Annotated in this window: 16 protein-coding genes; 9 read left to right on the top strand and 7 right to left on the bottom strand. The window is 67.9% G+C overall.

Features of this window, described 5'->3' with window-relative positions; all coding sequences use genetic code 11:
• Positions 1 to 88 precede the first annotated feature (88 nt).
• Positions 89 to 283 carry a hypothetical protein gene (locus tag G3O06_RS33475; RefSeq protein ID WP_174918244.1) on the bottom strand — a complete coding sequence of 65 codons (195 nt, stop codon included), beginning with the start codon at positions 281 to 283 and terminating at the stop codon, positions 89 to 91.
• On the opposite strand from G3O06_RS33475, the gene G3O06_RS33470 reads away from it, so the two are divergent.
• The gene (locus G3O06_RS33470; protein ID WP_205818763.1) at positions 255 to 1811 is read left to right on the top strand and encodes a UbiD family decarboxylase; all 1557 of its coding nucleotides are present in this window, start codon (positions 255 to 257) and stop codon (positions 1809 to 1811) included. The two genes, G3O06_RS33475 and G3O06_RS33470, sit on opposite strands and share 29 nt — an antisense overlap.
• A gap of 58 nt (positions 1812 to 1869) precedes the next feature.
• Positions 1870 to 2538: a LysE family transporter gene (locus G3O06_RS33465; protein WP_205818762.1), complete on the top strand. Its 669-nt coding sequence runs from the start codon at positions 1870 to 1872 to the stop codon at positions 2536 to 2538.
• 124 nt (positions 2539 to 2662) lie between these two features.
• Here G3O06_RS33465 and G3O06_RS33460 read toward each other — a convergent pair whose 3' ends face one another.
• Positions 2663 to 2965: a hypothetical protein gene (locus G3O06_RS33460; protein WP_174918241.1), complete on the bottom strand. Its 303-nt coding sequence runs from the start codon at positions 2963 to 2965 to the stop codon at positions 2663 to 2665.
• Positions 2966 to 3493: 528 nt separating this feature from the next.
• Between G3O06_RS33460 and G3O06_RS33455 the strand changes: the two genes are divergently transcribed.
• Both G3O06_RS33455 and G3O06_RS33450 read left to right on the top strand, forming a co-directional pair.
• The gene (locus tag G3O06_RS33455) at positions 3494 to 4423 is read left to right on the top strand and encodes a DUF2520 domain-containing protein (protein WP_205818761.1); all 930 of its coding nucleotides are present in this window, start codon (positions 3494 to 3496) and stop codon (positions 4421 to 4423) included.
• Positions 4424 to 4498: 75 nt separating this feature from the next.
• Positions 4499 to 5062: a YggT family protein gene (locus G3O06_RS33450; protein ID WP_174918239.1), complete on the top strand. Its 564-nt coding sequence runs from the start codon at positions 4499 to 4501 to the stop codon at positions 5060 to 5062.
• A gap of 9 nt (positions 5063 to 5071) precedes the next feature.
• Here the strand turns inward: G3O06_RS33450 and G3O06_RS33445 are convergent, their stop codons facing one another.
• Both G3O06_RS33445 and crcB read right to left on the bottom strand, forming a co-directional pair.
• Complete coding sequence (locus G3O06_RS33445; RefSeq protein ID WP_174918238.1) at positions 5072 to 5422, bottom strand: DUF190 domain-containing protein; 351 nt, start codon at positions 5420 to 5422, stop codon at positions 5072 to 5074.
• 23 nt (positions 5423 to 5445) lie between these two features.
• A complete protein-coding gene (gene crcB / locus G3O06_RS33440; protein ID WP_174918237.1) occupies positions 5446 to 5832 on the bottom strand; it encodes a fluoride efflux transporter CrcB in 387 nt (128 codons plus the stop codon).
• Between the two features lie 406 nt (positions 5833 to 6238).
• Between crcB and G3O06_RS33435 the strand changes: the two genes are divergently transcribed.
• Positions 6239 to 7450: a S53 family peptidase gene (locus G3O06_RS33435; protein WP_205818760.1), complete on the top strand. Its 1212-nt coding sequence runs from the start codon at positions 6239 to 6241 to the stop codon at positions 7448 to 7450.
• A gap of 37 nt (positions 7451 to 7487) precedes the next feature.
• On the opposite strand, the gene G3O06_RS33430 is transcribed toward G3O06_RS33435, so the two are convergent.
• The 3 genes from G3O06_RS33430 to G3O06_RS33420 all read right to left on the bottom strand — a co-directional run bounded on the left by G3O06_RS33430 (position 7488) and on the right by G3O06_RS33420 (position 9521).
• Positions 7488 to 8360: a Sir2 family NAD-dependent protein deacetylase gene (locus tag G3O06_RS33430; protein ID WP_174968498.1), complete on the bottom strand. Its 873-nt coding sequence runs from the start codon at positions 8358 to 8360 to the stop codon at positions 7488 to 7490.
• A 184-nt stretch (positions 8361 to 8544) separates the two neighbouring features.
• Positions 8545 to 8925: a DUF4406 domain-containing protein gene (locus G3O06_RS33425; RefSeq protein WP_174988296.1), complete on the bottom strand. Its 381-nt coding sequence runs from the start codon at positions 8923 to 8925 to the stop codon at positions 8545 to 8547.
• Entirely contained in the window at positions 8922 to 9521 is a 600-nt protein-coding gene (locus G3O06_RS33420; protein ID WP_174988293.1) for an NUDIX domain-containing protein, read from the bottom strand. Before G3O06_RS33420 ends, G3O06_RS33425 begins: the two co-directional genes overlap by 4 nt.
• 81 nt (positions 9522 to 9602) lie before the next feature.
• Between G3O06_RS33420 and G3O06_RS33415 the strand changes: the two genes are divergently transcribed.
• The 4 genes from G3O06_RS33415 to G3O06_RS33400 all read left to right on the top strand — a co-directional run.
• A complete protein-coding gene (locus G3O06_RS33415) occupies positions 9603 to 10358 on the top strand; it encodes a DeoR/GlpR family DNA-binding transcription regulator (RefSeq protein WP_175005844.1) in 756 nt (251 codons plus the stop codon).
• A 253-nt stretch (positions 10359 to 10611) separates the two neighbouring features.
• Positions 10612 to 11223 (top strand): chromate transporter, encoded by a 612-nt coding sequence (locus G3O06_RS33410; protein WP_174999675.1) that lies wholly within the window; start codon positions 10612 to 10614, stop codon positions 11221 to 11223.
• Complete coding sequence (locus tag G3O06_RS33405; RefSeq protein ID WP_174918230.1) at positions 11220 to 11759, top strand: chromate transporter; 540 nt, start codon at positions 11220 to 11222, stop codon at positions 11757 to 11759. The genes G3O06_RS33410 and G3O06_RS33405 overlap by 4 nt, the downstream gene beginning before the upstream one ends.
• Positions 11756 to 11937 (top strand): hypothetical protein (locus tag G3O06_RS33400; protein ID WP_205818759.1); only part of this gene is annotated, 182 nt, incomplete at its 3' end. The genes G3O06_RS33405 and G3O06_RS33400, both read left to right, overlap by 4 nt.

The following is an 11937-nucleotide window of genomic DNA, read 5'->3' as shown; positions in this document are numbered from 1 at the left end:
CAATGTGAGCGGATTCTAGCAGGGTTTTATAGATCGTCAACACTATAAAACATTGAAATCATAACAAAAAGTAATTTAAAGGCACTCTTCAGATCGCGAGCCCCGTGCCGTAGGGGGTTTGCGCGCGGTCGACTTTTTTCTCCGCCGGGCGGGCATGCGGCAGCGCGGGTAAAATCGTCGGTCGATTCGGGGTCGCAGCCGGCCGCTGCACCCGCCCATCGCTGCCCGCGTTGCGGGTGGCCCGGACCATCTTCATGAAATACAAAGACTTACGCGATTTCATCCAGCGCCTCGAGGCGCTCGGCGAACTGCGGCGCGTCACGCAGCCCGTGTCGCCCGTGCTCGAAATGACCGAGCTGTGCGACCGCGTGCTGCGCGCCGGCGGCCCTGCGCTGCTGTTCAACGCACCGACCGGCTACGACTTCCCGGTGCTCGGCAACCTGTTCGGCACGCCGCGCCGCGTCGCGCTCGGGATGGGCGTCGATGCGGGCGACGACGCCGCGCTCGGTTCGCTGCGCGATCTCGGACGCCTGCTGTCCGCGCTGAAGGAACCCGATCCGCCCAAGAGCCTGAAGGACGCCGGCAAGCTGCTGTCGCTCGCGAAGGCCGTGTGGGACATGGCGCCGAAGTCGGTGTCGTCGCCGCCGTGCCAGGAGATCGTCTGGGAAGGCGCCGACGTCGACCTGAACCGGCTGCCGATCCAGACCTGCTGGCCCGGCGACGCGGGGCCGCTCGTCACGTGGGGCCTGACGGTCACGCGCGGGCCGAACAAGTCGCGGCAGAACCTCGGGATCTACCGCCAGCAGTTGATCGGCCGCAACAAGCTGATCATGCGCTGGCTCGCGCATCGCGGCGGCGCGCTCGACTTCCGCGAATTCGCGCTGCAGAACCCCGGCAAACCGTATCCGGTCGCGGTCGTGCTCGGCGCCGATCCGGCCACGACGCTCGGCGCGGTAACGCCCGTGCCCGATTCGCTGTCCGAGTACCAGTTCGCCGGCCTGCTGCGCGGCAGCCGCACGGAGCTCGCGAAGTGCCTGACGCCCGGCGTCGACACGCTCCAGGTGCCCGCCCGCGCGGAGATCGTGCTCGAAGGCTTCATTTACCCGCAGGAAGGCTCGCCCACCCCCGCTCCGGCCAACGCACCGCCGCGCCCGGCCGGCAATGCATCGGCCAAGTACGAGCATGCGCTCGAAGGCCCGTACGGCGACCACACCGGCTATTACAACGAGCAGGAGTGGTTCCCGGTGTTCACCGTCGAGCGCATCACGATGCGCCGCGATGCGATCTACCACTCGACCTACACGGGCAAGCCGCCCGACGAGCCCGCGGTGCTCGGCGTCGCGCTCAACGAAGTGTTCGTGCCGCTGCTGCAGAAGCAGTTCACCGAGATCACCGACTTCTACCTGCCGCCCGAAGGCTGCAGCTACCGGATGGCCATTGTCCAGATGAAGAAGAGCTACGCGGGCCACGCGAAGCGCGTGATGTTCGGCGTGTGGAGCTTCCTGCGGCAGTTCATGTATACGAAGTTCATCGTGGTCGTCGACGAAGACGTGAACATCCGCGACTGGAAGGAAGTGATCTGGGCGATCACGACGCGCATCGACCCCGTGCGCGACACCGTGATGGTCGACAGCACGCCGATCGACTATCTCGACTTCGCGTCGCCGGTTGCCGGCCTCGGTTCGAAGATGGGGCTCGACGCGACCAACAAGTGGCCCGGCGAGACCAGCCGCGAATGGGGCCGCCCGATCGAAATGGATGCCGCCGTGAAGGCGCGCGTCGACCGGCTCTGGCAGGAGATCGGTCTCTGACACCATGCGGCCGGCGCCTGCCGGCCCATCGCGTGCCATTGCTACAAGAACAACGCAGATGACCTTTCCTCCCGCCTCCATGCTGTCCGACGGCTTCTTTCTGTCGCTGTCGCTGTGTCTCGACATCGGCCTCGTGAACGTCGCGATGCTGTCGCTGACGCTGTCGCACGGCTTCCGGCCGGGCTTCTGGCTCGGCATCGGCTCGTGCGTCGGCGATCTCGTCTACGCGGCGCTCGCGCTCGCGGGGATGGCCGTGCTGCTGCAGTTCGAGCCGGTGCGCTGGATCGTGTGGATCGGCGGCGGTGCGGTACTGCTGCTCCTCACGTGGAAGATGGCGCGCGAAGCGCTCACGCCGGCCAAGGCGACCGGCGACGATGCCGAGGACACGCCGCAGCCGCGCGCCACCGCGCGGCGCAGTTTCCTGCGCGGGATGCTGCTCGCGATGTCGTCGCCGAGCGCGATCCTGTGGTTCGCGGCGGTCGGCGGCGCGCTGATCGCGAAAGCCGGCGCGACCACGCCGGCCACCGCGTCGGTGTTCCTGTCGGGCTTTTTCCTCGGCGGACTCGCGTGGACGCTCTTCATGTGCACGCTCGCAAGCCAGGGCCGCAAGCGCGCGGGCGCCGGGCTGATGCGCGCGTGTCACATCGCGTCGGCGCTGCTGTTCGCATATTTCTCGTACAGCGTGATCGTCGGCGGCTACCGCGACCTGATCGTGCACGCGGTGTAATCGAGGCCGGCCTGCATGGGCCGCGAGCCGATGTCGGGCGGCGGCCCCAAAAGAAAAACGGCGCAGCGCCCCACTCGGGACGTTGCGCCGTTTCGCCAAGCGCGGTCAGGCCGCGCGGCACAAATCAGCGACGCCAGCCGTGATGGCCCCAGCCGCCGTAACCGTGACGCCAGTACGGACGGCCGTAGTAGCCACCACCATAGCCGCCGACGACCACGGCGGGCGGCGGCGCGTAGTAGGCCGGCGCCGGTGCGTAATAGACGGGCGGCGGCGGCGCGTAGTACACGGGCGGCGGCGGTGCATAGACGGGATACGCGGGCGCGACCGGGATACCGATGCCGACCCCGATCGACACGTGAGCCTGCGCAGCGCTTGCAGCACCCAGGCCCAGCGCGGCGGCGGCGATGAACGGAATGAGCTTTTTCACTTCGATTCTCCTGCTGGAGCGGTATTTTATGCGCCCCTGTCGGCAACGGCGGGCATGCACGTCGCATGGAAGCAATGTAGCGAAAACCCACCCCTCACGTGTCGTGCATTTGTTGCAAATTGCAATTGCACGCGGCCGGCGCCGCCGTGCGGCGCGGCTTGCAGCGTCTGCGGCGGCCCTTGCGGGCCGCGCGATTCCGTCCGACGAGTCGGGTCGCAACATCCTGGCCGGTCAGTCTTACCGGATACGGCGCGCGCAGCGGGCACGCAACCGTAATGAACGATTACAAATTTGAGACAAGATGCCGACATTTCAAGCCGGATACGGGTGCGATATGTTTCGGGGTCGGATTCCAGGATCGTGAATCGACCGCGACGCCGCGCGTCGATACATGCATCGATACACGCTCGATATCGCGCCGCATACCGGTCAGCCAGGCACTTGCCTGCATGGAAATAGCCCTTTCGCGGCCCCGCCGTCATTCCTGCGATACTGGCGGTTGCTTCGTTTTCGCTTACGCCCGCTGCCATGTCCCTCCCCGACACACCCCGCCTCGGCTTCGTCGGCGCCGGCCGTCTCGCGCGCTGCGTCGCGCAGCGCTTCGCGCAGGCCGGCTTCCCGGTCGTCGCGATCGCAAGCCGCACGCCCGCCTCGGCCGCGGCGCTCGCCGCGCGCATCGACGGCTGCCAGGCGGTCGACTCGCCGCAGCAGGTCGCCGACGCCGCCGACCTGATCTTCCTGACGGTGCCCGACGACCATCTCGCGTCGACCGCCGCGGCGCTGCACTTCGATGCTTCGCGCGCAGCGCAGCAGGCCGTCGTTCACTGCAGCGGTGCGTCGGCGGTCGCACTGCTCGATCCCGCGAAGCAGCAAGGCGCAGCTACCGGCGGCTTCCATCCGCTCTACCTGTTCGGCGGCACCGATGCCGACCTCACCCGCATCGACGGTTGCTCGGTCACGATCGAAGCCGACGGCGCGTTGCATGCGACGCTGATGCGACTTGCTGCCGCACTCGGCTGCCATCCGCTGTCAATTCCGGCCGGTGGCCGGATGCTCTATCACGCGGCCGCGCACTACGCGGCCAGCTTCGCGCTGTGCGGGCTGGCGGAAGCGGTCGAGCTGTGGCGCGGCCTCGGTTTCGACGAGGAAGCCGCGCTGCGCGCGCTGCTGCCGATGCTGGCCGGCACGATCGAGACCGCGCGCGACAAGGGGCTCGCGAATGCGCTCTCCGGCCCGGTGTCGCGCGGCGATACGGGCATCGTCGAACGCCAGTTGGCACTGCTTGAAACGCGCGGCGGCGATCACGCGACGCTGTATGCGCTGCTGACCCGCCGCGCGGTCGCGCTCGCGGCGCAGCGCGCCACGCCGCCGGCGTCGCTGCCGGCGCTCGCCGAAGCCGTCGAAACGTCGCTCGCGCGCACGGCCGCGCACCCCTCCCCGTCGCGAGACGAGGCGTGATAAGGTGTCGGCCGATGCGCCGCCAACCGGCGTTGGCGGCCGCACGCTACTGACTGTATAAAAAGGATGCCAACGATGTTCGGCGAGATCGCCCGTTTTCTGCTCAATACCGTCTTCACGCTGTTCGGCGCCGCGCTGATCCTGCGCGTCTGGATGCAGGCCGTCCGCGTGCCACCGTACAACCCCGTCACGCAGGCCGTGCTGCAGGCGACCAACTGGCTCGTGCTGCCGCTGCGCCGCGTGATCGCGGGCGTGCGCGGCATCGACTGGGCCAGCGTCGTCGCCGCGCTGCTCACCGCGCTCGTCTACGTCGTGCTGATGGTCGTGATGGCCGGCTTCGACCCGGCGTCGGTAATCGCGACGCTCGTCGTGGTCGCGCTGCTCACCGTCGTGAAGTGGGCGCTCAATCTCGTGATCTGGATGACGATCCTGATGGCGCTGCTGTCGTGGCTCAACCCGCGTTCGCCGGCGATGCCGATCCTCTTCCAGCTCACCGCGCCGTTCCTGAACCCGCTGCGCCGCGTCATCCCGAATCTCGGCGGCATCGACCTGTCGCCGATCCTGCTGTTCGTGATCGTGCAGGTGCTGCTGATGATCGTCACGCGCGCCGCCGTGTCGCTGACGATGTTCGGCATCTGACGCCGTACCCTACGCCGCCGGCCCCTGCGCCGGCGGTGCGTCGAGCGTATCGATCACGCCGAAGCGCGCCGGCATCATCGCGTAGCACACGCGCACCTTCTCGTGCGACAGCCGGTCGAGCAAGCGCTGTGCCTCGTCCTCGGTGACGATGAATTCGATCTCGATCGCGAGCGATCCCTGCAGTTCGAAGAAGCGGTCCTCGTGCAGCACGCGATGCTGGCCGAACCCGGCCATCGCGCGAAACGCGGAACCGCCCGCGACGCCCATCCGGTTCGCCTCCTCCAGCAGCCATTCCCACAACGGTTTCCAGTGCAGCCGGTGCTTCTCGTGCACATAGAAGCGCAGGAAGATCTTGTCCATCGCACCCTCCGATGGCGGCACGCTCAGGCCGCCGCGAGCCATACGCGCGCGGTCCACATGCCGAGCGCCGTCAGCGCGAACGATCCAGTCAAGTGTAGGGCAGCCACCGCAAACGCCCATCCGAATTCGCCCTGCACCGCATGCGTCATCACTTCGACCGAATAGGTCGAGAACGTCGTGAGGCCGCCGAGAAAGCCCGTGATCACGAACAGCCGCCACTCGGGCGGCAACCCGACGCGGGTCGTGAACGCGACAGCGGCGATGCCGATCACGTAGCCGCCGATCAGGTTCGCGGCAAGCGTGCCGAGCGGCACGGCGGGAAAGAATTCGTTGAGCGCGAGACTCAGGAACCAGCGCAGCAACGCGCCGAGCCCGGCGCCGACGAAGATTGCGACGATCGAATAGAACAAGGGCACTCCTCACTGGCGCCGCCGCGTAGCGGACGCGGCCTACGCTGAACTGTATGCGGAATCGCGCCACGCCGGCAATGCCGGCGCGCCGGGCCCGCGAGCGCCGGATCGTGTCGCCATAGCGCGATGCGTTTCATTATTTCCATGCGTGCACCGCACGTCGATATTTTCCAAACAATTACATCTGACATTACGAATCCATTTTGAATCGACCGAATATTTATCGGCTTTTCAAAAATCGATAAAGCAATTCGATCAGGCGCGGGCGAACCCTTAAAAAAGGCGTGCTCCACGTACTTTCCCTTATCAGACATTCCCGCATCCGGCCGATATTCCGTGCAATTGACGCAGTCGATTTCGTAGAATGATTTCGCCAATCCACTCCATCGACATGGAGACTCGAAAAATGAACAATATCCGCCTGTCATCCATGTTGATTCCGGCGCTGTGCGCGTCGCTGCTCGCATCGGGCGTCGCACTCGCCGACGGCAACGGGCCGCCGTCCTACGTCGAGGGCAATCGTGCACCGAAAGGCTTCGCACGCCCGCCGTTCCACACGAAGCCGCGTGCAAGCACGGCCGCGATCGCCGGCCTCACGCCGGCACTCACCCGGCATGCCTACGGCTTCGACTCGATCGCCAACCAGGGCGACGGGATGACCGTCGCGATCGTCGACGCATACGACGACCCGAAGATCGAGTCCGATCTCGGCGTGTTCAGCAACGCGTTCTCGCTGCCGGCCTGCACGTCGTCGAACGGCTGTTTCACCAAGGTATACGCACACGGTACGCGGCCCAAGGCGGATTCAGGCTGGTCGCTCGAGATATCGCTCGACGTCGAATGGGTGCATGCGATCGCGCCGAAGGCGAAGATCGTGCTCGTCGAGGCCGCATCCGCCAGCTTCAGCGACCTGCTGGCCGCGGTCGACGTCGCGGTGAAGCGCGGCGCATCGGTCGTGTCGATGAGTTTCGGCGGCAACGAATTCAGCAGCGAGGCCGGCTTCGACAGCCACTTCAACGTCGCGGGTGTCACGTTCGTCGCGTCGTCCGGCGACAGCGGCACCGGGACCGAGTACCCGGCGGCATCGCCCTACGTGGTGTCGGTCGGCGGCACGACGCTGTCGTCCGATGCGGCCGGCAACTATGTCGGCGAAGCCGCATGGAGCGGCAGCGGCGGCGGCGTGAGCACGACCGAGGCCGAGCCGGCCGGCCAGACCGCGTGGCCGATTCCGGTGGCCGGCAAGCGCGGCGTGCCCGACGTCAGCTACGACGCGAATCCGTCCAGCGGCTTCGCCGTGTACGACTCGGTCACCTATCAGGGGCAGGCCGGCTGGTTCGAGGTCGGCGGTACGAGCGCAGGCGCACCGCAATGGTCGGCGCTCGTCGCGATCGCCAATTCGCTGCGTACGGCGGCCGGCAAGAAATCGTTGGCCGGTACCTACGACGCGCTTTATACGGTCGGCAAAAACGCGTACGGCAGCAACTTTCACGACGTGACGACCGGGTCCAACGGCAGTTGCGGCAGCATCTGCAGCGCAGCGGGCAGCTACGACTACGTGACCGGCCTCGGTTCCCCCGTCGCGCCGGCGCTCGTGCAGGCGCTCGTCGCGCAACCGTAACTGCGCGGTCGTCGCCGGTCGGCCAGTGGCGCGGTGCTCAGTCGCCGTGCCAGGCGAGATCGAGCGCACTCAGTGTCGCGAGCGCGCCGCCCTTCAAGCCGATCACGTCCGCACGGCGCGCATGCGCTTCGCGCGCGTTGATGCGGATCACGTCGGCGCCGAGCCGTTCGCTCAGCAGGCGCACGGTCGGAATCGCGGTGCCGGCGCCGATCTCGACCACCGCGACCCGCCCGGCTTGCGCGATCCAGTCTTCCAGCGCGCGCTCCTGCGCGTCGTAGCGCGCACCGAGCCAGCCGGTGTCGCCGAACATCAGGATGTTCGGCCGCGCGAGGCCGCCGCAGTGCGGGCAGCGCGGCATGTCGCCGACGAGGCGGCAGGTGGCTTCGTCGACGTCCGGCACGAACGGCGCCGCATCCCACGTATCGTCCGAACAGGGGCGCAGGCACTGCATCGCGTGGATCGAACCGTGGATCTCGACGATCCGCGCCGGATCGAAGCCGGCTTTCTGGAACTGGCCGTCGACGTTGCTCGTCAGCACGAAGCCGCCGTTCGGCATCGCGTCGATCCAGCGACGCAGGATCGCGAAGCCCGCATGCGGCACCGTCGCTCGGTAGAGCGCGAGACGGTGCCCGTAGAAGCCCCACGCGAGCGGTGCGCGCGCTCGGAACGCGTGCGGTGATGCGATCTCGTGGAATTCGAAACGCTCGTGGCGCAGTGCCGGATACGCGCGCCAGAACCCGTCCGTGCCGCGAAAATCGGGCAGCCCGGAATCGACGCCGATACCGGCGCCGGCCGTCACGAGCAATGCGTCGGCGCGTGCGAGCGCGGCAACGGCGGAGGCGACAAGATCGGCGGGTAGTTGCGCAGCGGCGGCAGCAGCTGTGGAGTCAGCGGAATCGGAAAACGGCATGATGAGGCGGCGGTAGCGTCGAGCGGTGCGCGGGTGGCGTCGCGATCATACGCCGGTTGGCGCGCAGCGCGGCATGCGCGATGCAACGGCATGACGTGATGCTTGCACAGCCGCGGGCAATGCAGGCGGCCTAGCGATGCGGGGAGCCGCCGGTGCGGCCGTGGCCAGACGCCTCCCCGCCTGCTCAGCTATCCGAATCGTCCTGCGCGACCGGAATTTCTTCGGCCGCGAAATAGACCGGCTTGCCGAGCTGCCTTGCAAGACCGACGTCCATGTCCGCCCCACGCGACGCGCCATCGATACGCAGCACCGCATCGCAGCGGCGCAGCAGCCGGTGCGCGGCCGGATACAGGAACGCCTCGCTGATCGCGTCGCCGACCTGTCGCGATCCGGCCGCGACGGCGAGCGGCAGCGACACCCACTCGCCGATCATCGGCATGTGCCCGCGGCGATACACGGCGAGCGCAGCCTCCTCCAGCCGGCCCAGGTTCGCGGCGATGCGCGCGGGGTCGCCGTCCGTGCCGCTGCGATAGGGGCCGGCGACCAGCACGAGCAGCGGCGTCATGCCAGGCGCGCGCCGGCGGTTTCCCGCAGCGCGACGTACTGGAGCAGCATGATCGTCTTCGCATCGACGATCTCGCCGCGCTCGACCGCGTCCAGCGCAGCCTGCAGCGGCATCTCGACGACCTCGAGATCCTCGCCCTCTTCCGCGACGCCGCCGCCGTCGCCGGTGCGCAGCGACGCATCGTATTCGCCGACGAAGAAATGCAGCTTCTCCGTCACCGAGCCCGGGCTCATGAACGCCTCGAACACCTTGCGCACGTCGCGCACGCGAAAGCCTGTTTCCTCCTCGGCCTCGGCGCGGATGCGCGCTTCGGGTGTCGCGTCGTCGAGCAGGCCGGCGGCGGCCTCGAGCAGCATGCCGTCGTGCCCGCTGACGAATGCCGGCATCCGGAACTGCCGCGTCAGCAGCACGTCGCCCGTCTCGGCGTTGCGCAGCAGGATCGTCGCGCCATTGCCGCGATCGTAGGTCTCGCGGCTCAGGCGCTGCCACGTTCCGTCGCGGCGCAGGAAATCGAACGTCACCTTCTTCAGCACATACCAGTCATCGGACAGCACCGTCGTATCGACGATGCGGACACGGTCCCGCGTTGCAGCCATCCCAGCCTCCGGTTCGACAAAAGACGGCGCCCATGGTAACGTGCATATTCGTGCAATTTCAAGAAAATTCGTGCAATCACGATGCTGACGACACAACGCAAGAAAGCAATCCTCGACGCACTCGCGCGCGACGGCCAGGTGCTGGCGGTGGAGCTGAGCGCGCAATTCGGCGTGTCCGAAGACACGGTCCGCCGCGACCTGCGCGAGCTCGCGGCCGAAGGCCTGCTGCAGCGCGTGCATGGCGGCGCGCTGCCGGCGTCGCCGGCCGTTGCGCCGTTCGCGCAGCGCGAGGCGCTCGAGACGGCCGAAAAGCGGCGCATCGCGCGGCGGGCCGCGGAGATGATCGCGCCGGGGCAAGTGGCGATCGTCGACGGCGGCACGACCTCGGCGCTACTCGTCAGCCAGTTGCCGGCCGACCTGCGCGCGACGATCGTCACGCACAGCCCGAGTGTCGCGGTCGCGCTCGCCGCGCATCCGTCGATCGACGTGATCCTGATCGGCGGGCGGCTCTACAAGCATTCGATCGTCGCCGTCGGCGCGGCGGCCATGGAAGGCATTGCACGCATCCATGCGGACCTGTACTTCATGGGCGTCACGGGCGTGCATCCGGTCGCGGGGCTCAGCACCGGCGATTTCGAGGAAGCGGCGATCAAGCGCGCGCTGGCCGAACGCGCGGCCGAAACGGTCGTGCTCGCGTCGCAGTCGAAGCTGCGCGCGGCGTCGCAATTCGTGATCGGCGAAATCACGCTGGCGCATACCGTGGTGGTCGAAAAGGAAACCGACGCCGCGCTGACGAAGCCGATCGAGGCGGCAGGGGTGACGGTCGTGCGCGCGTAGCGGCGACGGGGTACGCCCGCGAGGGATTTGCGGATGTGCTGGGTGCGCTGGGTGTGCTGGGTGTGCTGGGTGTGCTGGGTGTGCTGGGTGTGCTGGGTGTGCTGGGTGTGCCGGATGCGCCGGATGCGCCTGAACGCGCCCGTCGAATCGGCCGCGGGCTTTCATCGCGTCGCCGCCAAGCCCATGTCAGCGTGCTGACAGGGTCCGCTTGCTAACATGAGCGACCGCCCAACCGCCACGCGCCGCCCGCCCGATGCCGCCGCCCTCCGTCACCACCTCGCCTGCGCCGCCTGCGGGCGATGCACCACCGCCCGGCGTGCTCGCGCTGTTCATCGCGTTCTCGCAGATCGGCCTGACCAGCTTCGGCGGCGGGCTCAGCGGCCGGATGATGCGCGACTTCGTGTACGAGCGGCGCTGGCTCGACGAGGAGGCGTTCCTCAACGGCCTCGCGCTGTCGCAGGCGCTGCCGGGCGTCAACGTGAAGAACCTCGCGATCTGGATCGGCTACCGGCTCGCCGGATGGCGCGGCGCCGTGGCCGGCTTCACCGGCATCATCGCACCGCCGGCCGTGCTGATCGTGCTGTTCGGCATCGGCTTCTCTACCCTCACGCGCTTTCCGCTCACGCATGTCGCGCTCGCCGGCGCGGCGGCCGCGGCGATCGGGCTGTCGATCTCGATGGCGATCACCGCCGTGCGCCGGCTGCCGCGCCGCGCGCTGCCGTTCGCGGTGATGGCGCTCACCTTCGTGTCGGTTGCGGTGCTGCACTGGCCGCTCGTATGGACCGTGCTGATCGGCGGCACGCTGAGCGTCGCGCTCGAATACCGCCGCGCGGCCGCAACACCGGCCGGGAACGACTCGCCATGACCGCATCGCAACGCTACGCCGCGCTGTTCGGCGTGTTCGCGCCGCTGTCGATCGCGACGATCGGCGGCGGACAGGCGATCATCGCCGACATCCAGCGGCAGGTGGTCGACGTGCATCACTGGATGACCGCCACGCAATTCGTGAACGATTTCGCGATCGCGCGGATGGCGCCGGGCCCCGGCTCGCTGCTCGCAACATTGATCGGCTGGCAGGTGGCCGGCTTCTGGGGCGCGGTGATCGCGACGCTCGCGCTGTTCGGCCCGACTGCGTTCCTGATCTACGGCGTCGCGCATCTGTGGCGGCGGCATCAGGGCGCGCGCTGGCAGATTGCGCTCGAGGCCGGCCTGCGCCCGGTCGCGGCCGGCATGATCCTCGCGTCGGTGTGGGTGCTGCTGCAGGCGCTCGACGGCGGCTGGGCCGCGCGCGCGATCGCGGTCGCGTCGACGCTGTGCGTGATGTATACGCGCATTCACGCGCTGCTGCTGATCGCGATCGGCGCGCTGCTGCTCGTCGGCGTGCACGCGCTCGGCATGTGAGACGCGGCGACGCGCTCGCGAAGGCGAAGGCGAAGGCGAAGGCGAAGGTGGCGGTGGCTAAACAACTGGAATGGGTGCGCAGTTTAATTGGGCAAGCAGAGGCGGACGTTACCAAGCTGACACCAACCGTTGGATCGGTGCGATTCGAGCTCGATAGCGAAATTCTGACACTGGATGA

The organism is Burkholderia sp. Ac-20345 (assembly GCF_017104825.1).
GTDB lineage: Bacteria > Pseudomonadota > Gammaproteobacteria > Burkholderiales > Burkholderiaceae > Burkholderia > Burkholderia lata_B.
This window is presented reverse-complemented; position numbering and strand designations above follow the sequence as displayed.